General features: G+C 75.2%; 20 protein-coding genes. 6 read left to right on the forward strand and 14 right to left on the reverse strand.

Annotated elements, in window-relative coordinates; translation table 11 throughout:
- Nucleotides 1-14: 14 nt before the first annotated feature.
- The 12 genes from secA to O3T09_RS10035 all read right to left on the reverse strand — a co-directional run bounded on the left by secA (nt 15) and on the right by O3T09_RS10035 (nt 15129).
- Nucleotides 15-2750, reverse strand: a complete 2736-nt coding sequence (gene secA / locus O3T09_RS09980) for a preprotein translocase subunit SecA (protein WP_049147323.1) — start codon at nt 2748-2750, stop codon at nt 15-17.
- Between the two features lie 174 nt (nt 2751-2924).
- Nucleotides 2925-3602 carry a ribosome hibernation-promoting factor, HPF/YfiA family gene (gene hpf / locus O3T09_RS09985; RefSeq protein ID WP_036316002.1) on the reverse strand — a complete coding sequence of 226 codons (678 nt, stop codon included), beginning with the start codon at nt 3600-3602 and terminating at the stop codon, nt 2925-2927.
- Nucleotides 3603-3751: 149 nt separating this feature from the next.
- Nucleotides 3752-4543 carry a ComF family protein gene (locus O3T09_RS09990; protein WP_049147327.1) on the reverse strand — a complete coding sequence of 264 codons (792 nt, stop codon included), beginning with the start codon at nt 4541-4543 and terminating at the stop codon, nt 3752-3754.
- A 109-nt stretch (nt 4544-4652) separates the two neighbouring features.
- Nucleotides 4653-6398 (reverse strand): LpqB family beta-propeller domain-containing protein, encoded by a 1746-nt coding sequence (locus O3T09_RS09995; protein WP_049147329.1) that lies wholly within the window; start codon nt 6396-6398, stop codon nt 4653-4655.
- Nucleotides 6395-8329, reverse strand: a complete 1935-nt coding sequence (mtrB, locus tag O3T09_RS10000) for an MtrAB system histidine kinase MtrB (RefSeq protein WP_049147332.1) — start codon at nt 8327-8329, stop codon at nt 6395-6397. The genes O3T09_RS09995 and mtrB overlap by 4 nt, the downstream gene beginning before the upstream one ends.
- 4 nt (nt 8330-8333) lie before the next feature.
- On the reverse strand, nt 8334-9014 hold the full coding sequence (mtrA, locus tag O3T09_RS10005) for an MtrAB system response regulator MtrA (RefSeq protein ID WP_049147334.1): 681 nt from the start codon (nt 9012-9014) through the stop codon (nt 8334-8336).
- Between the two features lie 152 nt (nt 9015-9166).
- Entirely contained in the window at nt 9167-10282 is a 1116-nt protein-coding gene (locus O3T09_RS10010) for a hypothetical protein (protein ID WP_049147336.1), read from the reverse strand.
- The gene (locus tag O3T09_RS10015) at nt 10275-10664 is read right to left on the reverse strand and encodes a chorismate mutase (RefSeq protein ID WP_049147338.1); all 390 of its coding nucleotides are present in this window, start codon (nt 10662-10664) and stop codon (nt 10275-10277) included. The genes O3T09_RS10010 and O3T09_RS10015 overlap by 8 nt, the downstream gene beginning before the upstream one ends.
- A gap of 9 nt (nt 10665-10673) precedes the next feature.
- Nucleotides 10674-11810 (reverse strand): tRNA 2-thiouridine(34) synthase MnmA, encoded by a 1137-nt coding sequence (gene mnmA, locus O3T09_RS10020; RefSeq protein ID WP_049147340.1) that lies wholly within the window; start codon nt 11808-11810, stop codon nt 10674-10676.
- Between the two features lie 39 nt (nt 11811-11849).
- A complete protein-coding gene (locus tag O3T09_RS10025; protein ID WP_049147342.1) occupies nt 11850-13052 on the reverse strand; it encodes a cysteine desulfurase family protein in 1203 nt (400 codons plus the stop codon).
- A gap of 36 nt (nt 13053-13088) precedes the next feature.
- A complete protein-coding gene (locus tag O3T09_RS10030; protein WP_036315984.1) occupies nt 13089-13778 on the reverse strand; it encodes a potassium channel family protein in 690 nt (229 codons plus the stop codon).
- Nucleotides 13771-15129, reverse strand: a complete 1359-nt coding sequence (locus O3T09_RS10035) for a TrkH family potassium uptake protein (RefSeq protein ID WP_162833775.1) — start codon at nt 15127-15129, stop codon at nt 13771-13773. The genes O3T09_RS10030 and O3T09_RS10035 overlap by 8 nt, the downstream gene beginning before the upstream one ends.
- A gap of 65 nt (nt 15130-15194) precedes the next feature.
- Here O3T09_RS10035 and folP point away from each other — a divergent pair, with 65 nt between their 5' ends.
- The 5 genes from folP to O3T09_RS10060 are packed head-to-tail and all read left to right on the forward strand — an operon-like array spanning nt 15195 to nt 19964.
- The gene (gene folP, locus O3T09_RS10040; RefSeq protein WP_136940065.1) at nt 15195-16187 is read left to right on the forward strand and encodes a dihydropteroate synthase; all 993 of its coding nucleotides are present in this window, start codon (nt 15195-15197) and stop codon (nt 16185-16187) included.
- Nucleotides 16184-16975: a dihydrofolate reductase family protein gene (locus O3T09_RS10045; RefSeq protein WP_049147344.1), complete on the forward strand. Its 792-nt coding sequence runs from the start codon at nt 16184-16186 to the stop codon at nt 16973-16975. Before folP ends, O3T09_RS10045 begins: the two co-directional genes overlap by 4 nt.
- Nucleotides 16972-17925, forward strand: coding sequence for a J domain-containing protein (locus tag O3T09_RS10050; protein WP_049147346.1), 954 nt, complete (start codon nt 16972-16974; stop codon nt 17923-17925). Before O3T09_RS10045 ends, O3T09_RS10050 begins: the two co-directional genes overlap by 4 nt.
- A 40-nt stretch (nt 17926-17965) precedes the next feature.
- Entirely contained in the window at nt 17966-18526 is a 561-nt protein-coding gene (locus O3T09_RS10055; RefSeq protein WP_044659766.1) for a tRNA (cytidine(34)-2'-O)-methyltransferase, read from the forward strand.
- A 7-nt stretch (nt 18527-18533) separates the two neighbouring features.
- Complete coding sequence (locus O3T09_RS10060) at nt 18534-19964, forward strand: anti-sigma factor domain-containing protein (protein WP_044659765.1); 1431 nt, start codon at nt 18534-18536, stop codon at nt 19962-19964.
- A gap of 21 nt (nt 19965-19985) precedes the next feature.
- Here O3T09_RS10060 and O3T09_RS10065 read toward each other — a convergent pair whose 3' ends face one another.
- Together O3T09_RS10065 and O3T09_RS10070 are read right to left on the reverse strand one after the other, a co-directional pair.
- Nucleotides 19986-20765: a PIG-L deacetylase family protein gene (locus O3T09_RS10065; protein ID WP_036314367.1), complete on the reverse strand. Its 780-nt coding sequence runs from the start codon at nt 20763-20765 to the stop codon at nt 19986-19988.
- Entirely contained in the window at nt 20762-22042 is a 1281-nt protein-coding gene (locus tag O3T09_RS10070) for a S1C family serine protease (protein WP_051995236.1), read from the reverse strand. Before O3T09_RS10070 ends, O3T09_RS10065 begins: the two co-directional genes overlap by 4 nt.
- Before the next feature lie 254 nt (nt 22043-22296).
- On the opposite strand from O3T09_RS10070, the gene O3T09_RS10075 reads away from it, so the two are divergent.
- Nucleotides 22297-24429: a TPM domain-containing protein gene (locus O3T09_RS10075; protein ID WP_101966055.1), complete on the forward strand. Its 2133-nt coding sequence runs from the start codon at nt 22297-22299 to the stop codon at nt 24427-24429.
- Nucleotides 24430-24490: the final 61 nt, after the last annotated feature.

A 24490-nucleotide genomic window follows, 5' to 3' on the forward strand; every position in this document is an offset into this window, starting at 1 on the left:
TGGCGGGATGCCGGTCAGCCGCGGCGGCCGCGGCGCTCCGCCTGACGGCGGGAGCGGCGGTTCGTGCCCGCCGCGACCGTGGCGCCGGAGTCCGTGCCGCTGCGGGTGACCGCGCTCTGCCCGTCCTCGGACGGACCGGTGAAACGCAGCTGCGCCGGCTGCTGCGGGGCGTCGATGCCCTCCACGGAGATCTGCGGGGCCATCGTCACGGCGCGGGCGTCCTGGACGCCGGGCAGCGACGTCGGCGCGGGGGCCGCACTGATCTGCGCCTGGAACAGCGTGCGCACGGCGTCCTCGCGGATGGCGGCGAGCATGTTCTGGAACATCGTGTAGCCCTCGCGCTGGTACTCCACGAGGGGCTCGCGCTGGGCCATCGCGCGCAGCCCGATGCCCTCCTTGAGGTAGTCCATCTCGTAGAGATGCTCCTGCCAGCGGCGCCCGATGGTGGCGAGCACCACGCGACGCTCCGCCTCCCGCAGCGCCTCGGACCCCACCTGCGCCTCCCGGTCCTCGTACGCCAGGAGCGCATCGGAGACGAGTTCGCGCTTGAGGACCTCGGCCTTGAGCCGGCCCCGGCCGCCGACCTCGTCGAGGACGTCCTCCTGCGAGATGCCCACGGGGTAGAGCTCTGCCAGGTCCCGCCACAGCTGGTCGAGGTCCCAGTCGGTGGCGTGGCCCTCCTCGGTGGCCGCGTCCACGATGTTCCCGACGGCGTCCTCCACGAAGCGGCGCACCCGGTCCTGCAGGTCCTCCCCCTCGAGGATGGAACGGCGGTCCGTGTAGATGGCCTCGCGCTGGCGGTTCATCACGTCGTCGTACTTGAGCACGTTCTTGCGCTGCTCGGCGTTGCGCCCCTCGACCTGCGCCTGCGCGTTCTGGATCGCCTTCGAGACGAAGCCGAACTCGAGCGCCATGTCGTCCGGGATCGACGGGCTGTTCATGATCCGCTGGGCCACGCCCGGGTTGAAGTTGCGCATGAGCTCGTCCGTGAGGGAGAGGTAGAACCGGGACTCGCCCGGGTCGCCCTGACGGCCGGAACGACCGCGCAGCTGGTTGTCGATGCGGCGCGAGTCGTGGCGCTCGGTGCCCACCACGTACAGGCCGCCGGCCTCGATGACCGCGCGGTGCGCGTCCTCCACGGCGGCCTCGGCCTCCGCCAGCACCTCGGGCCAGCGGGCCTCGTACGCCTCCGGGTCCTCGGCGGCGTCGAGGCCCAGTTCCTGCATGCGGGCCACCGCCGTGAACTCGGCGTTGCCGCCGAGCATGATGTCGGTGCCGCGGCCGGCCATGTTGGTGGCCACGGTGACGGCGCCCGGGCGGCCCGCCTGCGCCACGATGGCGGCCTCGCGGGCGTGGTTCTTCGCGTTCAGGACCTCGTGGCGGATGCCGCGCTTGGCCAGCAGCGTGGAGAGGTACTCGGACTTCTCCACGGAGGTGGTGCCCACCAGGACCGGCTGGCCCTTCGCGTGCCGCTCGGCGATGTCGTCGACGACGGCGTCGAACTTGACCTTCTCGTTCTTGTACACCACGTCGTTGCGGTCCACACGCTGTGGCTCCCGGTTCGGCGGGATCACGACGACGCCGAGGCCGTAGGTCGACGTGAACTCGGCGGCCTCCGTCTCGGCGGTGCCCGTCATGCCGGCGAGCTTCTCGTAGCCGCGGAAGTAGTTCTGCAGGGTCACCGTGGCCAGCGTCTGGTTCTCGGGCTTGACCTCCACGCCCTCCTTGGCCTCGATGGCCTGGTGGAGCCCCTCGTTGTAGCGGCGTCCCTTGAGCACGCGGCCCGTGTGCTCGTCGACGATCTGCACCTCGCCGTCGAGGACCACGTAGTCCTTGTCCCGCTTGAACAGCTCCTTGGCCTTGACCGCGTTGTTCAGGAACTGGATGAGCGTGGTGTTCTGCGTCTCGTACAGGTTCGTGATGCCGAGGTGGTCCTCGACCTTCTCGATGCCGGGGCCGAGGATGCCGACGGTGCGCTTCTTGTGGTCCACCTCGTAGTCCGTGTTCGCCTCGAGGCGGCGCACCAGCCGGGCGAACTCGCCGTACCACCGGTTGGCCTCGCCCTGGGCGGGGCCGGAGATGATCAGCGGGGTGCGGGCCTCGTCGATGAGGATCGAGTCCACCTCGTCGACGATCGCGTAGTGGTGCTCACGCTGCACGAGCTCGTCGAGGGACCAGGCCATGTTGTCGCGGAGGAAGTCGAAGCCGAACTCGTTGTTCGTGCCGTAGGTGATGTCCGCGGCGTACTGCTCGCGCCGTACGGCCGGGGTCTGGCCCGCCACGATGACGCCCGTCTGCATGCCGAGGAAGCGGAACACGCGGCCCATGAGGTCGGCCTGGTAGGAGGCGAGGAAGTCGTTGACCGTCACCACGTGCACGCCCCTGCCGGACAGCGCGTTGAGGTAGGCCGGAGCGGTGGCCACGAGGGTCTTGCCCTCGCCGGTCTTCATCTCCGCGATGTTGCCCTGGTGCAGCGCGATGCCGCCGAGCAGCTGGACGTCGTAGTGCCGCTGGCCGAGCGTGCGTCCCGCGGCCTCGCGGACCGCGGCGAAGGCCTCCGGCAGGAGCAGGTCCAACGACTCGCCGTCCGCATGCCGGGCCCGGAGCGTGTCCGTCTCGGCACGCAGCTCCGCGTCGCTGAGCGCCCGGAAGTCGTCCTCGAGGAGGTTCACGGCGTCCACCGTGGCCTGCATGCGCTTGAGGACGCGGTTGTCCGAGATCTTCAGGACGCGGTCGATGATCGAAGGCACTGGTTCTCTGCTCCCTTGCGGTGTGGCCGGGGCGGGACGGGATGCCCCTCGCGCGCGGCCGTGGCGCGGTCTCCGGGACAGTGTACGGGCCGAGTCCGGACGGGCCGCGGCGCCCGTCCCGGAGGGGAGGGGCGTCGCGGCGTCAGCAGGTCGTGGTCGACGTCGGCGGGGCGGTCAGTCCTCCCGCGTCTGGTATGCCTGCTCCCCCTCGGAGGCGGAGACGTGATCCTGAGGGAGGGACTCGTCCAGGCGGATCACGCCGTAGCTCCAGCCTCGGCGGCGGTAGACGACGGAGGGCACGCCGGTCTCGGCGTTCTGGAAGAGGTAGAAGTCGTGGCCGACCAGCTCCATCGCGTCCACGGCGTCGTCCACGCTCATGGGGGTCGCGGGGAACGCCTTCTGCCGGATGCGCACCGGGGTGCCCGCCTCGGGGGCGTCCTGCGCGGAGGCGTCCTCCGCGGCCAGCGCGGCGCCCGACGGCGGCAGCGGTGGCACGAAGCCGACCTCGCCCGCGCCGCGGGAGGCGCCGAGCTTGCCGCGGCGACGGTCCTTGCGCCGGTCGCGCAGGCGCCGCAGGCGCTCGGTCAGTCGGGCGGCGGCTTTGTCGAAGGCTGCCAGCTCGTCGTCCGCGGCGGCCTCAGCCCGCACGACGTCCCGCGGGCCGCGGACCGTCAGTTCCACGCGGACCGCCTCGTCTGAGTGCTTGTGGTGGGATTCCTTCGTCACGCGGACCTCGAGCGTGTCGGCGCCCTCGGCGAGCCGCTGGAGGCGCTCGGTGCGCTCGACGACGTGGTCGCGGAAGCTCTCCGAGAGGCTGATGTTGCGGGCGATGTAGCTGACATCCATGGTCATGGCGTCCTCCTGGTCCGACTCTCACGGGTCCGGCCTCGGGAGGGGAGGTGCGCCTCGGTGTCGCGTCCGCAGGGGGGCGTCGGGTCCGAGGGGGCGACCTCCTTCCAGCCGTCGGCAGGACGGGAACCGTAGGGGCGATTCCGTGCCGTTCACCCTACCCGGGGGCCTGGCCGGGGGCCAGGCTCGGCGGGGTCCCGCGGCGGGGCCACCGCCGCGAGCACGACGGCCCCGACGGGGTGCCCGCCGGCGCGGCGCACCGCCTCCGCGAGCGCGGCGAGGGTGGCGCCGGTGGTGAGGACGTCGTCCACGAGCAGGACGGGCGCGCCGGCCGGCAGCCGTGCGGCGAGGACGCGCCAGTCCCGGGCCCGCCGGCGGCGCTGGCCCGCCCCGGTGCCCGCATGGGACGGGCCGCCGCCCCGGAGTGTGCTCGCGCGGGGCAGCAGCCGAGCGCGGACGGCGTCGGAGACCAGCCACGGCGCCGGCAGCGCCCGGGTGAGCTCGGCGAGCGGGTCGTAGCCGCGCCGTCGGAATCCGACCGCGCCGCCCGGGACCGGAACGAGCAGGGCGTGCGGTGCCCCGGGCAGGTCCGGCTCGAGGCGCGCCGCGGCGACGGTCCGGCAGAGGGCCTCGCCCAGCACGCCGCGCAGGTGCAGCGCGTGATGGTCCTTGAACGCGAGCACGGCGGCCGCCAGCGGGTCTGCGTAGCGGCCGGCCGCCATCACCGGCAGGGGAGCGCCGCCGGGGCCCACGGGCAGGGCCGGGGCGTCCTGTTCCGCCCGGAAGGGCCGGGACAGGGCGGCGGTCAGTCCCTCCGCGCAGGCCGGGCAGAGCCGGTGGCCCGGCGCCGCGCACACCGCGCACTCGGCGGGCAGGACCAGGTCGGCCAGGGCCCGACCGAGGGCGCCGAACGCCGGGGACGGGGAGGACGGCGGGGAATGCATGGCGATGAGTCCACCGCACGCCACCGCCGTCCGGGCGCCGGGGCGGGCCACTGTGCGGGACGGGGCGGCTGTGCAGGAATGGACGATGGGCGCCCGGCGCCGGCCCGGCTCAGTCCGGGAACGAGAGGTCGCGTACCCCGCGGTCGAGCTCCTGCGCCCGCCACGAGGAGCCCACCAGCAGGAACACGAACTCCTCCGTCTCCGCGTAATAGGCGCCGTCGTCGCCGGCGGAGATCCCCCGCAGGCCGCCCAGTGGGTTGAGCTCCCGGACGGTGCCATCGACCGAGACGATCCGCGGCACCACGCGCTCGTCGGGCTTCGCGGCGTACGCCGAGACGAGCAGGTTCGTGTCGCCGGCCCACTCCACCGAGTCCTCCGACCCGGAGGAGGGCAGCAGGATCGGCTCGGTCAGGGCGTTCGGCACCCCGTCCGAACCGCGCACGACGCCGGACACGCGCAGGGTGGTCCGCTGGCCGTCGTCGACGAGCATCGCGGCCCGGGCCCCGCTCCGGGCCAACCGCAGGTCGACGATCCGCTCGCCGGGGCGCAGCCAGGTGGCCGTCACGATGCGCTCCTGCCCGCCGGGCTGGGCCGAGACGGCGCGGATCCGCGAGGTCGTGCCCCGGTCGGCCGCCCACACCCAGCCCAGGAGGTCCAGCGACGGGACGGTGAGCCCGGTGCCGCGCAGCACCTCCCGCAGGGAGCCGTCCGTGCCGGCGACGTGGACCGCCGTCCGGTCACGGGTGACGAACGCGAAGCGGCTGCGGTCGCCGGACATGGTCGGGCGGACCGGATCGAGCGCGGTGACGTCCGGGGCGCCGCCCACCGGCGTGACGCTGGTCCCCTGCACGTACACGAGTCCGCCCGTCGCCGTGTCGATGCCCACCTGGACTGAGCCGACGGCGGGGTCGGTCTGGACCGGGGCGGGGCCGTCGTCTCCCGACGTGGACAGCTGGGCGCCGGCGACGGTCACCTCGACCTCCTTGACCGATTGGAGGCCCGTCAGGGTCAGCTCCAGCTGCTCCCGCATGCGGTGCCGCCGGTCGGCGTCGGCCCCCTCGGCGGCCGCCTGGGTGAGGTCGACGTGGGCCACGCCGTCGTCGTCGACGGGCACCGTGGGTGCGGCCAGGTCGGTGCCGGTGCGCAGCGGGAAGGCCGTGTCCACCGCCCCGGCCAGATACGGTGCCGGCCCGCGCAGCAGCGCTCGCGTCACCGCGGTCACGGTGGTGCCCCGATTGACGAACCACCGCACGTCCGGCACGACGTAGCGCTTCGCGGTGTCGTAGAAGGCGAGCTCGTGCGGGGCGAACAGCTGTCCGAACTGCGCCTGGGAGAGCAGCGTGCCGTTCTCCGTGGACGTGATCCGCATGCCCTGCGGCCGTTCCTGCACCGTGACCGCCCAGGCCTGCGTGGTCCCCGGCGGCGCGATGGTCCGCAGGCCGTACTCGTCGATCTCCGAGTCGACCTCGACCTGGATCTGGTAGTCCCCGGCGCCGTCGCCCCGGGTGATGCGCGGCTCCGCCGAGTACACGAGGGTGCGCTGCCCGGGCGTCCACTGGGTGGCCGCGGGCCCGTCGAGGAACTGGCGCGCCACCGCGTAGTCGTCCTGCGGGCTCGTGCCCGCGAGCAGGAAGCCCCGGATGGCCTCCTCCGCCGTGTCCGACTCGGCCGGTCCCGGCGGATGGAACTGCGGCGCGTCGGCGTCTGCGGTGGCCCCGTCGACCGGGTCGGCGCTGCGCACCTCGGAGCTCTGGGGGATCTGGGTGCAGCCGCTGAGGGCGAGCATCAGGGCGACGATCACGCCGACGACGGCGACCCGCGGCGGGCGGGGCGGCTGCGGATCCACGGTGGTCATCGGGCCTCCTCGGCCGGGTCGTCGCCGGTCGGGTCCCCGGGGGCCGACCCGTGGGCGGGATCCTCCGCAGGGACCACGCGCACCGGCCGGGTCGGTGCGGTCAGGGCCTGCTCGGTCTGGCGCGCGGACGGCGGGGCGGCCGCGGCCGCCGCGGCGACGTCCGCGACCGTGCCGACGGCGTCGGCGTCCGCCTCCTGCGGGACGGGCCGGGACAGGTCATCGGCGTACCGGCGGTCCGCCGTGCTGTAGCGGGGCGGAATGGGCAGCACGGAGCGGCCGATCGGCTCGGGGGCCTCGGCGCCCTGCGTGGCCGGGCGCGGCGCCCGCGGCAGGGTCACCATGAAGGTGGACCCCTCCCCCAGCTCGCCCCACGCCTCGAGCCGACCGCCGTGCAGCCGGGTGTCCTCGGTGGCGATCGCCAGACCCAGTCCGGACCCGCCGGTGGTGCGCTTGCGTGAGGGGTCGGCGCGCCAGAACCGGTCGAACACGCGCTGCACCTGCTCGGGGCTCATGCCGATGCCGTGGTCCACGACGGCGAACGTGACGGCCCCCTCGTCGGCCGCCACGAGCACGTCCACCGGCCGGCCCTCGGCGTGCTCGATCGCGTTGTTCACCAGGTTGCGCAGGATCCGTTCGATCCGCCGCGGGTCGACCCAGGCGACGTGGCCGTCGGCGCGGTCCCGGTCCATGGGCACCATGTACACGGGCACGCCGATCTGATCGGCCAGCGGCTGAGAGGTGAGCACGACGTCGCGGGCCAGCTCGAGCATGTCCGTGGCCTCGAGGGCCGGGGTGGCGGCGCCGGCGTCGAACCGGGTGATCTCCAGCAGGTCCGCGAGCATGGCCTGGAAGCGGTCCACCTGGTGGTAGAGCAGCTCGGTCGAGCGTCGGCTGACCGGGTCGAAGTCCTCGCGTGAGCCGTGCAGCACGTCGGCCGCCATCCGCACGGTCGTCAGCGGCGTGCGCAGCTCATGGGAGACGTCCGAGACGAACCGCTGCTGCATCTGGGACAGCTGGGCGAGCTGGCCGATCTGGTCCTGGATGCTGTCCGCCATCCGGTTGAAGGACATGCCCAGGCGGGCCATCTCGTCCTCACCGTCGACCGGCATCCGCACGGCCAGGTTGCCGCTCGAGAGGGACTCGGCCGCCCGGGCCGCCTGCTGCACGGGCAGGGTCACACGCCGCGAGACCCACCACGAGACCAGCACGTTGATCACCAGGAAGCCGACGCCGAACACCAGCAGCACCCTGAGCACCGAGTCGAGCGAGCTCTGGACGTCCGCGAGGTCGTAGACGAGGTAGAGCCCGTAGTTGGCACCCGGGGGCAGCACCATCTGGGCGCCGAACACGAGGCCGGGCCGGGTGCCACCGCCGGGGTTCGGCAGCGCCACGCTCGCGTCGTACACGCCCGGCCCGGAGGCGACCGCGTCCTGCAGCTCCTGGGGGATCACTGCGGGATCGAGCCCGGCGGAGGAGATCGTCCCCACGTACGCGGACTCGGAGTCCGGCAGCGGGGCGAGGTGGTAGCGGCGGCGGATCGTCGTGCCGGAGTCGCCTTCGAGGGCGCGCAGGGTCTGGGTCACCAGCACGTCCGTGCTCTGCGCGTCCGTGGCGGTGGTCTGCGCGAACGTCTCGCGCACCTGGCTCAGGCCACGGCGTGCCTCGGACTGGACCTGCTCGTAGCGGGCCTCGAAGAGGGCCTGGGTGATCTGCTGCGTGAGGAACGCGGCGACCACGAGGCCCGCGAGGATCGAGAGCAGGGCCGCGAGCACCGCCGTGCGCAGCCGCAGGGACCGACGCCACCGGCGGCGCAGCGCACGCCACGCGGGGCCGGGGCCCCACGACCGTGGGCGGGCGGCGGCGGGCTCGACCGGCTCGGCACCGGACTCGGCCGCCGGGGCCGCGCTCAGACCCGGGCCGGACACCGTCATGCCCTCAGCCCTGGCCGGCCTTGTACCCGACGCCGCGGACGGTCAGCACGACGCACGGGTTCTCGGGATCCGGCTCGACCTTCGAGCGCAGGCGCTGGACGTGGACGTTCACGAGCCGGGTGTCGGCCTGGTGCCGGTACCCCCAGACCTCCTCCAGCAGCATCTCGCGGGTGAAGACGTGGCGCGGCCGCCGGGCGAGGGCCACGAGGAGGTCGAACTCCAGCGGGGTGAGGGCGATGCCGACGCCGCCGCGGGTGACCTCGTGGCCCGCCACGTCGATCTCGAGGTCCCCGATGTGCAGGACCTCCGCCGGCTTGGCCTCCCCCTCACGCAGGCGGGCCCGGACGCGGGCCACGAGCTCGGCCGGCTTGAACGGCTTGGGCACGTAGTCGTCCGCACCCGACTCGAGGCCGCGCACCACGTCCGCCGTGTCCGACTTGGCCGTGAGCATCACGATCGGCACGTCCGACTCGGCTCGGATGAGCCTGCAGACCTCGATGCCGTCGATGCCGGGGAGCATGAGGTCCAGCAGCACGAGATCGGGGCGCTCGCGGTGGAACGCGGGCAGTGCGGAGGTGCCGTCCGCGGCGAACGCCGGCTCGAAGCCGTCATTGCGCAGGACGATGCCGATCATCTCGGCCAGCGCCTCGTCGTCGTCCACCACCAGGATCTTGGCCTTGCCCATCCTGACCTCCTCGTCAGCGCTCCCCCCGGCGCCGCGAGCGGGACCGGCCCCGGGCACAGGAAATTTTCAGGATCAGCCCGATGATACCCGCCGGGCGGGCCCGTCCACGGCGGACGACGCCGGAGGTCGCCCCGGTCCGTCGGGGCGCCGGCTCAGCCGCGCAGTTCGGCGAGCCGTGCGGCCAGCTCCTCCGCGTCCCGCCGCAGAGTGCGGAGCACGGCGGGGTCGTGCGACCCCGCCGCCGTGAGGCCGACGTCGCCCACCCGTCCGGGGTCCACCCCCAGCCGTTCCCACGTGCGGACGACGTCGACCGGGCGCACGCCCGGCTCGGGGGCCAGGGTCAGCCCGCGCCCGACGTCGGCCCAGCCGGCCGCGGCCTCCCACGCCTCGCGGGTGCCGGGCGTGCCGTCCGTGCCGTCGTCGAGGGCGCCCACGCCCACCACGAGCGAGACCGGGGCCCGGGCAGGCGCGTCCGCGGCTGCGTCGGGCCTGGGCAGGGACTCTCCCGTCAGCGCCGCCAGCGCGGCGGGCCCGGGCAGCTCGGCCCCCGGGGAGGCGGTGCGGCGGCCCGGCGCAAGCCACACCCGGGCGACGTCGGGCAGGGCGGTGAGCCCGTCGAGAGCGGCGCGCCACAGGCCGCGGGCCTCCTCGCGCGGCAGCGACCGGACGGTGCGGTACCCGCTCGCGGTGGGCAGGGTCCCGGCGAGGACGGCCGCCGCCCACGGCTCGTCGACGACGACGCCGAGGCGGGCCGCCCCGGTGGCCCTCCGGAGGCGGGGCAGGGCGTCCTGCAGTCCCTCGAGATAGGACTCGGCGACGTCGCGGCGGGCGCCGTGGTCGCCGAGGACGCGCTCTCCCCCGGGCAGCCAGAGGCCGGCGAGCAGGCTGAGCGGGCCGCGCACCCGCACGGCCAGACGTTCGACGACGGCGCCCTCGGCCCCCGCGGTGTCCGCCCAGCGGTGCGCGTCCTCGCGCCAGAGGGAGACGGCCCGGCGTCGGTCTCGGCCGGAGCCGGCGGCCCCGGGCGGGCTGACCCGCCAGCCGTGCGGCTGCAGGTCGACGGCCAGCTCCTGCAGGAGGGCGGCCGAGCGGCCGGTGGCGTCGGCGCCGGGTCCGCGATCGGGCAGCTCGGGGAGCACCGGCCAGTGGTCCGCGCCGAGCTCGCCGAGCGTGACGCGCTGCGCCTCGGCGACGTCGGTGCCGCGCCACGGCGTGCCGCCGAGGGCGACGGGGCCGGTGGCGCCGTCGTCGTGGGCGGCCTCAGTCATCCGCGTCCCCGGAGCCCGCCCCCGGCTCCGCCTCGGCGTCCGACCGGCCCTCGGCCGCCAGCGCGCGGTGGTGGCGGATGACCTCGGCGATGATGAAGTTCAGGAACTTCTCGGCGAACGCGGGCTCGAGGTCCGCCTCGAGCGCGAGCCGGTGCAGCCGCGCGATCTGGGCGGCCTCACGCCCGGGGTCCGAGGGCGGCAGGTCGTGCCGGGCCTTCAGCGCGCCGACCCGCTGCGTGAACTTGAACCGCTCGGCCAGCAGGTAGACGAGCGAGGCGTCGATGTTGTCGATGCTGCCGCGGATCGCGAAGAGCTCGTCGAGGACCGCCGGGTCCGCGGTGCCGGGCAGCGAGCTGGCGTGGGGGTCGTAGTCCGGGCTCATGGCCGAAGCCTACGCATCCGCGGGGGCCGACAGCCGGGCATTGCGGGCGGTGTCGATGGTGGCCTGGCCGAGCACGCGGGTGCCCCGGTACAGGACGGCCGTCTGACCGGGAGCCACGCCGCGCAGGGGGCGCCCCGGCTCGATCTCCCACCCCGGATGCCCCGCCGCGTCGGCGCGCTGGCGGGCGCGGGCCTCGACGATCTCGCCGTGGGCCCGGAACTGCAGCGCGCAGTCGAACCAGGCGCCCGTGCGGGCTTCGGGCACCGGGGCGCCGGCCCACGACGGGCGGATGCCGGTGATGCGGTCGACGTCGAGCAGCTCGCGGCCGCCGACGACCACCGTGTTCTCCTTCGGCCGCACCTCGAGCACGAACCGGGGCTTGCCGTCGGGCGCGGGACGGCCGATGGCCAGGCCCTTGCGCTGGCCGACCGTGAACGCCTGGGCGCCCGCGTGGGTGCCGAGCTCCCGCCCCTCCGGGTCCACGATGGGGCCGGGGGCCAGGTCGATGCGCTCGGCCAGCCAGCCGCGGGTGTCGCCGTCGGGGATGAAGCAGATGTCGTGGGAGTCCGGCTTCGCCGCCACGGACAGGCCGCGCTCGGCCGCCTCGGCGCGCACGAGCTCCTTGGACGGCGTGTCCGCGAGCGGGAAGAGGCAGTGGGCGAGCTGATCCGCGGTCAGCACGCCGAGCACGTAGGACTGGTCCTTCGCGTCGTCCGCGGCGCGGTGCAGCTCCAGCGAGCCGTCCGGACCGGGCCGCACGGCGGCGTAGTGGCCGGTGCAGACGGCGTCGAAGCCCAGCTCGAGGGCGCGCTCGAGCAGCGCCGCGAACTTGATGCGCTCGTTGCAGCGCATGCACGGGTTGGGCGTGCGGCCGGCCTCGTACTCGGCCACGAAGTCGTCCACGACGTCCTCCGCGAACCGCTCGGAGAAGTCCCACGTGTAGAAGGGGATGCCGAGCCGCTCGCACGCGCGCCACGCGTCCGAGGCGTCCTCGATGGTGCAGCAGCCACGCGAGCCGGTGCGCAGGGTGCCGGGCATGCGGGACAGGGCCAGGTGGACGCCGACGACGTCGTGCCCGGCGTCCACGGCACGCGCCGCGGCGACGGCGGAGTCGACTCCCCCGGACATGGCGGCCAGGACCTTCACGGGCGGACTCCTCTCTCGACGACGGACGGGCGCTCCAGTCTAGACGCCCGGCCCCAGCAGCGTCCGCAGCGCGTCGATGAGCGCGGCCGTCTCGGCCAGCGTCGTCGTCCGGCCGAGGGTGAACCGCTGGGTGGCCCGCGCGTCGGCCTCCGTCCGCCCCGGCAGGGCCGCGACCACGTGCGACGGCTCGGCCACCCCGGCGGTGCACGCCGACCCGGACGAGGTGTCCAGTCCGGCCATGTCGAAGGAGAACAGCAGCGCGTCCGCCGTCCGGCCCGGCACGGTGATGTGGACGTTGCCGGGCAGTCGGCGCGTCCCCGGCGGCAGCGGCTCCCCCGTCGCCGGGTCGAGGTCCCGCGGCCCGGTCAGGCGCACCCCGTCCAGGGCGTCGACGGCGGCGATCACCTCGTCCCGCAGCCCGCCCAGGCGGGCGGCCTCGGCGGGCTGCTCCGCGACGGCCTCCGCCACGGCGGCCGCCAGCGCGGCGGCCAGCGCCACCGACACCGTGCCCGAGCGCAGGCGGCGTTCCTGACCGCCGCCGTGCACCACGGCCTCCAGGGTGACGTCCCGGCGCACGAACAGGGCGCCGACACCCACGGGGGCACCGACCTTGTGCCCCGAGACGGCCAGGGTCGCGGCCCCGGACGCGGCGAAGTCCACGGGCACCGCCCCGAGGGCCTGGACGGCGTCGGTGTGCAACGGGATCCCGTGGTCGGCCGCGAGCCGGGCGGCCTCCGCGACGGGCTGGACCGTGCCGATCTCGTTGTTGGCCCACATCAGCGTGGCCAGGGCGGTCCGCTCGGGCGCGGCCGCCAGCGCGGCCCCCCATGCGGCGAGGTCGACCCGCCCGTCGTCGTCGACCGGGACGAGCACCGGCTCGGCACCCTCGTGCGCAGCGAGCCAGTCCACCACGTCGAGGACCGCGTGGTGCTCGATGCCGGTCAGCACGATCCGGGTGCGCTCCGGCGCGACCGCGCGGCGGGCCCGGTACAGCCCCTGGACGGCGAGGTTGTCCGCCTCGGTGCCCCCGGACGTGAGGATCACCTCGGGGGGGTGCGCCCCGAGCGCCGCGGCGATGCGCTCCCGCGCCTCCTCGAGGTGCAGCTTGGCCCGGCGGCCGGAGGCGTGGAGGGAGGCCGGGTTGCCCGGCAGCGCGGCCGCCTCGGCCAGGGCCGCGAGCGCGGTGGGGCGCACCGTCGTGGTGGCGGCGTGGTCCAGGTGCACGCGGTCCGGGGTGGTCACCCGGCCAGTCTAGGAGCCGCGCCGGATGTGCCCGGATCAGTCCCGGGCGAGGAACCGCTCGACGTCGCGGGTCGGGCCCACCAGGAGGATCGTGTCCTCGGGCTCGAGGACGTAGTGACTCGGCGGGTAGAGCCACGTGCCGCGGCTGCGGACCGCGACCACGCGCATGCCCCGCTCCCCCGCGAGCCCGGTGGCTCGCAGGTCCCTGCCCAGCAGGCGCGACGGCGGCGTGGCCCGGACCATGGCCAGGCCCGGCTCGACCTCGACGAAGTCCTGGAAGGACGTGCTGACCAGGTGCGCCACGCGGCGGCCCATGTCCCGCTCCGGGTGGACCACGTGCTCCACGCCGAGCTGACGCAGGATCTCGCCGTGGCGGTCGTCATTGGCCTTGGCCCAGAGCTGGTGCGTCCCGAACCGCCGCATCAGCGAGACGGTGAGGATCGAGTCCGCGAGGTCGCCGCCGATGGCGACGACGACGTGGTCCATCTCGTGGACCGAGAGCTGGCGCATCGCCTCCTCGTCCGTGCTGTCCGCGCGGACGACGTGGGTCAGCCGGCCGTTGAGCGCCTGGACGGCCTCGGCATCGGCGTCGACCCCCAGCACGTGGCAGTCGGACTCCATGAGCTCGCGGGCGACCCCTGAGCCGAACCGGCCGAGCCCGAGGACGGCCACGGTGGGGCGGTCGCCCCGGCGGGGGGCGAACAGGGAACGGGTGAGATCAGCCAATGAGGGGTCTCTCCTTCGGGTACTCGAAGTGGCGGGTGCGGTCGGTCAGGGCCAGGCTGCCGGCGACGGTGGCGGGGCCGATGCGGCCGACGAACATGAGGAGCATCAGGATGCCCTGCGCGGCCGGCGGCAGCTGGGCGGTGATGCCGGTGGACAGGCCCACCGTGCTGAACGCGGACACGCACTCGAACAGGATCTGGTCGGTCGTGAACGAGGACAGGCCCATGAGCGCCATCGTGGCGACGGCGATCGCGGTCGCGGAGAGCATGATCACGGTGATCGCCTCGCGGTGCGTGGTCCGGGAGAGCCGGCGGCCGAACGCATGGACGGCGCCCTCCCCCCGGATCTCCGCGAGCACGATGAACAGCAGGACGCTCGCCGTCGTGATCTTCACGCCCGAGGCGGTGCCGGCGGGGCCGCCGCCGATGAACATGAGCACGTCGGTGGCGAAGAGCGTCACGGGGTGCATCTGCCCGTAGTCCAGGGTGTTGAAGCCGGCGGTGCGGGTCGTGACGGACTGGAAGAACGCCGCGAGCACGCGCGAGGCCGGGTCCAGACCGCCCAGGGTCCGCGGGTTGGACCACTCGAGGACGAGGTACATGAGCGTGCCGCCCACCAGCAGCACCGCGGTGCCCACGAGCACGAGCCGGACCGTGAGGTTCCACCGCTCGGGTCGGCGCAGGTCTCGCCGCAGGGTCAGCACGACCGGCAGGCCCAGGCCGCCCAAGATGATCGCCGCCGCGATCGGCAGGCAGATGAACGGGTCCGAGACGAAGCCCATGAGGTTGTCGCTGAACAGCGCGAACCCGGCGTTGTTGAATGCGGAGACCGCGTGGAAGACCCCCTGCCACAGTGCCTGGCCCGGGGACATTCCCGCGCCCAGCCAGAAGCGCAGGCTCAGCAGCAGCGCCACCGAGGCCTCGACGGCCGTGGAGTACAGGATCAGGGCCCGCAGCACCCGGGGCAGGTCCCCGATCCCCTCGGCCCGGGTGGAGGCCGCGGCGTCGAGGCGCTGGGTGAGGCCGAGCCGCCGGAGGATCACCAGCCCCAGCAGCGACGTGAACGTCATGACGCCCAGGCCACCGAGCTTGATGAGCGTGAGGATCACGAGCTGACCCAGGGGTGTCCAGAACGTCTGGGTGTCCACGACGCCGAGGCCCGTCACCGTGGTGGCGCTGGTCGCCGTGAACGCGGCCTCCAGCGGGGTGGGCGCGCGGCCCTGATACGAGGCGGGCAGCAGCAGTGCGCCGGTGCCCGTCACGATGGCGACGAGGAAGGACCCGACCACGAGCTGGGTCGGACGGATGCGGGGCCGGCGCGGGCCGACCCGCGGCGACGAGGTAAATGTCACGGGAGGGAAACATAGTCCTTCCGGGGCGCACTGTCACCGTGCGGCGCCGGTGGTTGAATGGCCGGGTGCCGACCCCCTCCGTCCCGCTCGTCCACCCGGTGCACCGGTTCGCCCACCACGAGATCGACTTCCGCCGCCGGATCGTCACGATGGCCGTGGTCAACCGCACCCCGGACTCCTTCTACGACGACGGCGCCGGCGCCGTCCTGGAGGACGCCCTCGCCCAGGCCCACGCCGCGGCGGACGCCGGAGCCGAGTGGGTCGACGTCGGCGGCGTGCCGTTCGCGCCCGGGGCGGAGCTCGACCCGACCGAGGAGGCGGCGCGGGTGGTCCCCCTGATCGCGGCCCTGCGGAGCGGGGACGGAGCCGGGTCGTCCGAGGCATCGCGCCGGCTGATCCTCTCGGCGGACACGTTCCAGCCGGCCGTGGCCGAGGCGGCCCTGGCGGCGGGGGCGGACGTCGTCAACGACACCACGGGACTGTTCCACGCGGACCTGGGCCGGGTGGTGGCCGCCGCGGGCGCGCACCTCGTGGTCACCCACTCCCTCGCCCACGTGCGCGGACCCCGGGCCGTGGTCCCCCGGCCGACCTACGGCGACGTCGTCAGGGAGGTCCGCGACCACCTGCGGCGCACCGTCGACCGGGCCGTGGCGCTCGGCGTCCCCGAGGAGAGGATCATCGTGGACCCCGGCCACGATCTGAACAAGAACACCCGGCACACCCTCGAGATCACGCGGCGGCTGGACGAAATCGCCACCCTGGGGCTGCCCGTGCTGGCCGCGGTCTCGAACAAGGACTTCATCGGCGAGAGCCTGGACCGGCACCGGCACGAGCGCCTGCCCGGCTCGCTGGCCGCGGCCGCGGCCTGCGTGTACGGCGGCGCCCGGATCCTGCGCATGCACGACGCCGACGCCTCCGTCTCGGCGGCCCGCATGCTCGAGTGCGTGTTCGGGTGGCGCGAGCCGGCGCGCCTGGTCCACAACATGGGCGCGGAGAACCCGCCGCCGGACCGCAGCACCCTGGCCGGACACCGCGCCCACCGCGGGGGGCGGGCATGAGACGGCTGACCGAGACCGGCCCCGGCCTGGACGACGACGCCCTCCGCGCCGCCCTCGCGGCCCCGGCGGCCGAGGACACCGGCCCCGGACCCTGGGTCCGCGTCGTGTTCATCGCCTCCGCCGACGGTGCGGCCACCCTGGACGGCCGTGCGGGCGGGCTCGGCTCCCCCGCGGACCAGCGGCTGCTCTCGCTGTCCCGGCACGACGCCGACGTCGTCCTCGTGGGGGCCGGGACCATCCGCGCCGAAGGCTACGAGGGACCGCTCCTCTCCGAGGAGGACCGGCGTCGACGCGCGGCGGCCGACCGGCCTGCCGACCCGCCCGTGGCCGTGGTCAGCGGCAGCCTGGACCTGGACCCGGCGTCCGCGTTCTTCACGGCCGCCCCGGTCCGCCCCTGGATCCTCACGTCCCGGGCCGGCCTCGCGGCCGAGCCGGAGCGGGCGACGGCGCTGGCCGCGCACGCGGACGTGCTGGCGGTCGGCGAGGAGCACGTGGACCCCCAGACCGTGGTGGCGACCCTGCACGCGCGCGGCGCCCGCGTCGTCCACTGCGAGGGCGGACCGCGCCTGTTCGGCAGCCTCGCGGCGGCCGGCCTCGTGGACGAGGTGCACCTCACCGTGGCGCCGCTGCTGGCCGGACCCGCCGCCGGCCGCGTCCTGACCGGCGAGGACGGCCCCGGCCTCCCCGCCCGGCTGCAGCTGGTCCAGGTGCTCCACGACGACGGCATGCTGTTCCTGCGCCTGCACCACGAGCGGCACGCCTCCCCCGGCCCGGACGCCACGTCGTGAGCGCGGCCGAGGAGCACCGCACCGCCTACGAGGTCCTCGGCGTGCCCCGCGACGCGACCGCCGAGGAGGTCCGGCGGGCCTACCGCCGCGCGGCCCGGGCCGCGCACCCCGACGTCGGTGGCGACCCCGCCGCCTTCCGGGCCGTGACGCGGGCGTGGGACCTGCTCGGCGACGCCGAGGCCCGGCGCCGGTACGACCTCTCGCTGCCCGGCCCGGACGTCGGTCCCCGCAGCCCCCGCGCGACGGCCGGATCAGGGCCGGCGAGACCGTCGGGACGGTCCGGACCCGGCGGACGTGCCGCCCGCCCCGTGCGCTACGAGCCCCCGCCCGGCGAGGCGGAGACGGACCCGACCGTGCTGGACCTGCCGCGATCGAGCCAACGCGTCCACGGGGCGCCGCGGCCGCGCGGCATCCTGCCGGACGAGCACCGGGTGCTGCGGCAGGCCCGCACCCTCGACGTGCTGCTGCGCCACGTGGCGGACGCGCTCCCGGCCGCCCGGGTCCTGACCGGGCTGCGGCTGGGCGGGCGCTGGGGACGGCACCTCGACGTGGACCACGCGGTGCTGTGCGGCCACCGCCTGGCGCTGATCGGCTCCGTCATGGTCCCGGAAGGGACCTACACCTGGGACGGGGCGGACCTGCGCTCCCGGGGCCGCCCCGTGGCCCCGCCGCTGCTCGGCCCCGCGATGATGGCGTGGCAGCAGGCCCTGCCCCAAGTCACCGTCGGCGGATTCGTGCACGTGATGACGGACCGCGACGCGCGGCACGCACCCGTGATCCGCCACACGCGCGGCGCCGACGCGCCGGAGGCGCAGGCCGACCTGCTCACCGCCCCGCCCGCACCCGGGATCGCGTTCGCGCGCGAGGTCGCGCTCTTCCTGGGCACCGGCACGGACCCGGACCTCGTGGACCGGCGCGCGCTCGGCGCGCTGGTCGACCGGCTCCACTGAGGCACGCCCCCGCCCGGCGGCGCCCCACTAGGCTGGGCGCGTGCCCGACTCCCCCACCCCACCCCGACCGAACCCGCACGAGGGCGCCGACCGCGCCCCGGCGCCCGGCACCCCCGGCTTCCGGATCCTGCTGCTCACCCCGGAGATCCCCGGCAACACCGGCAACGCGATCCGGCTCGCCGCCCTCACGGGGGCCGAGCTGCACCTCGTGGAGCCGCTGGGCTTCGGGTTCGAGGACGCCCACCTGCGCCGCGCCGGCCTGGACTACCACGACCTCGCGGTGGTGACGGTGCACCCGGACCTCGACGCGGCGCTCGCGGCCCTCGCCCCCGCCCGTGTGCTGGCCTTCACCGCGCGCGGGTCCGTGCGGCACGACCGGGTCGCCTACCGGCCCGGCGACGTGCTGCTCTTCGGCCGCGAGTCCACCGGCCTGCCCGAGGAGGTGCTGACCGATCCGCGGGTCACCGAGACCGTCTGCCTGCCCATGCAGCCGGCCCGTCGGTCCCTGAACCTGGCGAACGCCGTCTCCATCGCCGTGTACGAGGCCTGGCGCCAGCACGACTTCGCCGGGTCCGCTGCCCGCCCCGATTCCCTAGACTGAGGCCACCATGCAGACTCCTGACGCGTCCGAGCCCCACGCCGACCGCCCCGATGACGCCGGCCAGCCCGCCCTGGACACCCTCCTGCGCCGCAGCGCCGAGGGTGACCGGGCCGCGTTCTCCGCGTTCTACGACGCCACGGTCCCGTGGGTGCACGGCCTGGCCGAAGCGATGTTCGGCCCCGGCGACGACGCCGCCGCGGCCACGGTCCGCACCTACCTGACGGCATGGGAGGAGGCCTCCGAGGCCGGGCTCGACCTGAGCGAGCGTGACGACGCGACCCACCGCGAGCGCCAGGTGTTCACGTGGCTCGAGGTCCTCGCCCACCGTGTGATGACCTCGCTGCGCCGCGCCGGCGGCTCCGCGGCGGAACGTGGGCGTCGTCCCGGCCCGGCCGGGCCCGCGCCGTTGCCCGAGGACCTCGTCGACCGCGTGGCCCCGGACGCCTACGAGGCCGTGCGACTGGCGTGGCTGGGCGGCTGCACCGACCGGGAGGTCGCCGATCGGCTGGGTCTGCCGGCCGACCAGGCCCGCACCCTCCTGCGTGACGGCGTGCGGCAGGTCGTGGCGGCCCGCCGCGACCTCACGCAGGACGCCGCCCGGCCGTCCGCGCCGGCCCCGGCGACCGGCCCGGCACTCGGCGCGGACGTGCGCGAGGACGTGGACGCCGGCCGCGCACTCGAGCTGGCCGACCTCTCGGCCGTGCACGCCCTCGACACGGCCGGGCACACCGCGGCCTTCTCCGCCGTGCAGCGGCGGGGCGGCGAGCTGGCCCGGTGGCGCTCCCGGGTGGACGGTGCGCGCCAGGCGGTGGCCTGGGCGTTCCGGTCCGTGACGGCCGAGCCGCCGTCGGCCCTGCTCGACGAGGTCCTGCGTCGCCTGCCCGCCCAGGACGTGGGCATGGACCTGATCGGCGACGAGTCCGCCCCCGCCGGCCCGCCGCGGGACCGCCTGCGCTGGCTCAAGGTGACCGCCCTCCTGCTGCTCGCGGCCCTCGTGCTCGGCGTCGGCGGGTGGACGGTGTGGAGTCAGTTCACGCGGCCGGGCATCGTGCACCGCATCGACCAGTCGAAGGACCTGTTCACGACCTCGGAGTACCCGGCCCAGGACGGCGGCACGGTCCAGGCGTTCCTGTCCCGGGAGCAGAACAGCGGCTACCTGACGATCAGCGGGATGCCCCAGCTGCCGGAGGGTCAGTCCTACCAGCTGTGGCTCTACCCCTCGGACGGCACGGCCCCGGCCTCGCTCGGCACGTTCGACGCCAACGGCTTCGGCGAGCCCGTCACCTTCCGGGGGCTGGACCGCTTCGCGGCGATGGGCATCTCCGTGGAGCCCAGCTCGGGCTCGGAGGTGCCGACGTCGGAGCCCGTCGTCGGCGTGGACCTCGACCCCACCGCGCAGACCGGCCCGCGCTACGGCGGTCGGCCGAGCACCAACTGAGATCCCCCGCAGGGGGGCGGTTCAGAACCCGGCGATGGTGCTCGGACCGTTGACCGTGACCAGGTGGAACGCCTCGGCGTGACCCGGCGCGGCGGCCGGGCCGGCGGCGCGCCGGTGATGTTCGGCCATCTGGGCGAGCACGTGCCGCCGCATCGCGTCGACGTCCGGGTGCTGGGAGAGGTGGGCGTCGAGGGCGCGCAGCTTCTGCTCCGCCAGGCCCGTGACGTCCACGACCGTGTTCCGGCGCGCGGCGGGGGCGGCGTACAGCAGCAGGTTCCGGACCTTGAACGCCTCGAGCCCCTCCGCCGCGAGCTCCGGGTACGCGTACGGGTTCTCGGCCGCCGGGTACGCGGCGCGCACCACGGCCTCGCCGCAGGCGAGGTGGTCCGGGTGGGCGGCCTGCATCCGCTCCCAGTCCCGCTCCGGGTGGGTGCTGAGCACCACGTCCGGGCGGACGCGGCGCATCAGCGCCACGAGCTTGCGGCGCACGCCGTGGTCCGGCTCGAGGTGTCCGTCGCGCTCGCCGAGGAAGTGGACCTCGGCGGCACCGACGACGGCGGCGGCCGCGCGCTGTTCGGCGTGCCGGCGGGCGGTCATCGCCTCCGGGCCCTCCGAGTCGAAGCCGCCGGCGTCCCCGTCCGTCACGATGCACAGCTCGATGTGCAGCCCGGCCGCGCGGAAGCCGGCCAGGGTGGCGGCGGCCCCGAAGTCGAGGTCGTCCGGGTGGGCGCCGACGGCCAGGACCCGGCGCCAGCCGTGGTGGGCCGCGAGCGCGGCGGGGGTGGTGAGCGTGGTGGTCACGAGCGGGTGTCCTCCGTGAACGTCACCTCGGTCGTCTGCTCCGCGCCGTCGCGGAGGTAGGTGACGTCCACCGAGTCTCCCACGCGGTGCTCGCGGACGACGGCGGTGAGGGACTCGGAGTCGATCACCGCGCGGTCGCCGACGGCGGTGATCACGTCGCCCTCCTTCAGCCCGGCCGCGTCGGCCGCCGACTCTCCCACGACCTGCTGGACGCGGGCGCCGTCGCTGAACACGGTCCGGGCGTTCTCGCTGCCGCCCTGCACCTCGGCGGGCTCCGGGGTGACGCTCACGCCGAGCATGGCATGCGTGGCCTTGCCGTGGTCGATCAGGTCCTGTGCGACCCGCTGGGCGTAGTCCACGGGGATGGCGAAGCCGACCCCGATGTTGCCCGCCTCGCTCGGGTCCTGGCCGGCCGAGGCGATCGCGACGTTCACGCCCACCAGGCGACCCTCGGCGTCGACGAGCGCGCCTCCGGAGTTGCCGGGGTTGATGGCCGCGTCGGTCTGCAGCACGTTGATGTACACCTCGCCCCGGGTGCCCTGCGGGGTGCCCGGCAGCTGGAAACGGTACTGATCGGTGCCGGAGGACGAGCCGGAGCTCTCGCCCTGCGGCTCGGGCGCCTCGGAGGACGCCACCGCGATGGTCCGGTCCAGGGTGGAGATGATCCCGTCGGTCACGGTGTTCGGCAGGCCCAGGGGGGCGCCGATGGCGACGGCCTCGTCCCCGACCTTCAAATCCCCGGACCGGCCGATCTGGATGGGGGTGAGGTCCGGGGCGTCGATCTTGATGACGGCCAGGTCGGACAGCGGGTCGGTGCCCACGACGGTGGCAGCGTAGACCTCCCCGTCCGAGGTGCGCACCGTCAGCTCGGCGTCGTTGGCCTGGCCGCCGAGGGTGACCACGTGGGTGTTCGTGAGGATGTGCCCCTCCGTGTCCAGGATCGACCCGGAACCGGAACCGGAGGCGGAGCTCGACGTCGCGGAGATGGTCACCACGGAGGGCAGCGCGGTCCTCGCGGCGTTCCCGACGGCGGTGTCCGCCACGGGCTGTCCCCCGGCCTCGGCCGAGGTGTCCGTCGCCTGCGAGGAGGAGGAGCTCGCGGCCTCGGACGCGGCCTCGCCGCCGTCCTCCGCGACCGCGCAACCGGAGAGCCCCACCATGAGCACGGCTGCGGCGAGCAGGCCCGCCCCGGCACGGGCGCGGGACTGGGGCCGGGGACGCGCGACGGTGCGGGCCGTCGGCACGGGGGGCTGGGTGGGGGCGGCGGTCTGGTCCACGGGGTCCTCGCTTCGGGTCGGGCCCCGGGCGGTCGACACAGACGCCCGTCGTCTTGCGGACGCGCGCCCCGGGGCACGTCCACGCTAGCGTGCATGACTGAACGCCGCCTAGAGGCCGAACGTCCGCTCCTCCCACGGTCCCGGCCGCGCCGGATCCCTGGTGCCCGATTCCCACGCCGCCCTACACTCAACCCCAGGATCCGGCGGGTCCGCCCGGTGCGGCGGCTCGCCTCCGCCGTCGAAGGAGACCCCGCATGACCGTGCCCACCCGCCCCGCCGATGTCGGCCGTCTGGCGCGCGCCGTGACCGCCGCGGGTCTGGGAGGCCTGGGCCTCCTGGTGGCGGCACCCGCCTCGCACGCCGTGACGGTGCCGCCGGGCGTGTACGTGGTGGACGAGGCCGGGGTGCTCTCGACCTCCGATGAGCAGCGGCTGACCCAGGAGATCCAGGACCTGCGCCGGGACACCGGGCAGGGGCTGTACGTCGTCTACGTGGATGAGTTCAGCACGGACGCCCAGACGCTGGCCCAGGACGTGGCGCGCCAGCGCGGGCTCGGGACGAACGACTCGGTCCTGGCGATCGCGGTCGAGGACCGCGCCTATGGGCTGGACAGCGGCGGGGACGCGGACCTGCAGAACCAGGTGACGCGCACCTACGTGGGCCCGGAGCTGTCCAAGATCGGCACGGACCCCGGCTCGGCGGAATGGCTCGCGGCGGGCACCGCCGCGGTGCAGGGGCTCGACGACGCCGCCGACGGCACGCTCGACGGCACGGGGGCCAGCGGGGCCGAGTACGATCCGGCCGGTGCCCTGCCGGCCGGCACCGCGGGCGACGGGAGCACGGCCCAGGGCGCCTCCGGCGGCGGGGCCCTGACGGCGGTGCTCGGCGCGGGCGCGGTGGCCGCGGCCGTGGGCGGCGGCGTGCTCGTGGCCCGCAGCCGGAAGCGCACGCAGGGCGGCGCGGTCGAAGGGGGCCGCACCGAGGAGGTCCGCCGCGACCCCCTCGACGAGCTCAGCGTGGAGCAGCTGCGCACCCAGGCCGGCTCGAAGCTCGTGGCCGCGGACGACGCCATCCGCTCCTCGGAGCAGGAGCTGGGCTTCGCCGAGGCGTCCTACGGGGAGAAGTCCGTGGCGACGTTCCGCGAGGACATCGATCGGGCCAAGGAGCACATGCGGGCCTCGTTCCAGCTCCAGCACCAGCTCGACGACGAGATCCCGGACACCGAGGCCGAGCAGCGCGCCTGGCTCAAGGAGATCATCCAGCGCAGCGAGGCCGTGGGTGCGGCCCTCGCGGCGCACAAGAAGGAGTTCGACTCCCTGCGCGACCTCGAGAACCAGGTGCCCGAGGCCCTGGAGCGCGTCGACGCCCGCCTGCCCGAGGCGCGGTCCCGGGTGCAGGAGTCCGAGTCGGCGATCGCCGCGCTGCACGGCCAGTACGCGGAGTCCGCCCTCGCCGAGGTCGCGGACAACGCGGCGCAGGCCCGGGAGCGGCTCGAGTTCGTGGAGACCGCCGTCGCGAAGGCGCGGAGCGCGTGGGACGCCCAGGACCGCTCCACGGCGGCGCTGGCCGTGCGTGCCGCCGAGGAGGCGCTCAGCCAGGTGGACACGCTCACGGAGGCGGTGGGCAAGGCCGAGGGGTCCCTGCGGGCCATGCTGGGCAACCTGCAGACGGGCCTCGCCCAGTCCGAGCAGGACGTCGCCGAGGCCGAGGCGCTCGTGGCCAACGGGTCGAACCCCGAGCTGGCCGGCCCGGTGGCGGGGATGAAGAACGCTGTGAACGCGGTGCGCCGAGCCCTCGCGGCCGGCCGCCCGGACCCCCTGGAGCTGCTGCACCAGCTCGAGGCCGCGCACCGCCAGCTCAACACCCCGCTGGCCGGCGTCCGCGACGCTCGGGAGCAGGCCCGCCAGGCCTCCCAGGTGCTCACCTCCACGATCGCCCAGGCCCAGGCGCAGATCGACGGCACGGCCGACTTCATCGGCGCCCGGCGCGGTGCGGTGGGCTCGGAGGCCCGGACCCGGCTCGCGGAGGCCGACCACACGCTGCGTTCGGCGATCAGCCTCGGCCGCACCGACCCCGTGGCCGCCCTCCAGCAGGCGCAGCGCGCCTCCCAGCTGGCCGAGCGCGCGAGCGAGCTGGCCCGCGCGGACGTCGAGGGCTTCGGCTACGGCCCCGGCATGGTGGGCGGCATGTACGGTGCACGCCCGCGCGCCGGAGTGGGCGGCAGCTTCGGCGGCGGCCTCGGCGGCGCACTGCTCGGCGGCATCCTGATGAACTCGATCCTGAACAGCGGCAGCTGGGGCGGCGGTGGCTTCGGCGGGTTCGACGGCGGCGGCCTCGGCGGCGGCGACTTCGGCGGGTTCGGCGACATCTCCGGCGGCGGCTTCTGACCGCCGCCCCATGAACTCCGGCGCCCCGGGCGCCGGCCCGGCCCGCACGCGCGGGACGGGG

Origin of the sequence: Micrococcus sp. H39-S4 (assembly GCF_027158145.1) — a bacterium.
GTDB classification, from domain to species: Bacteria; Actinomycetota; Actinomycetes; order Actinomycetales; family Micrococcaceae; genus Micrococcus; species Micrococcus luteus.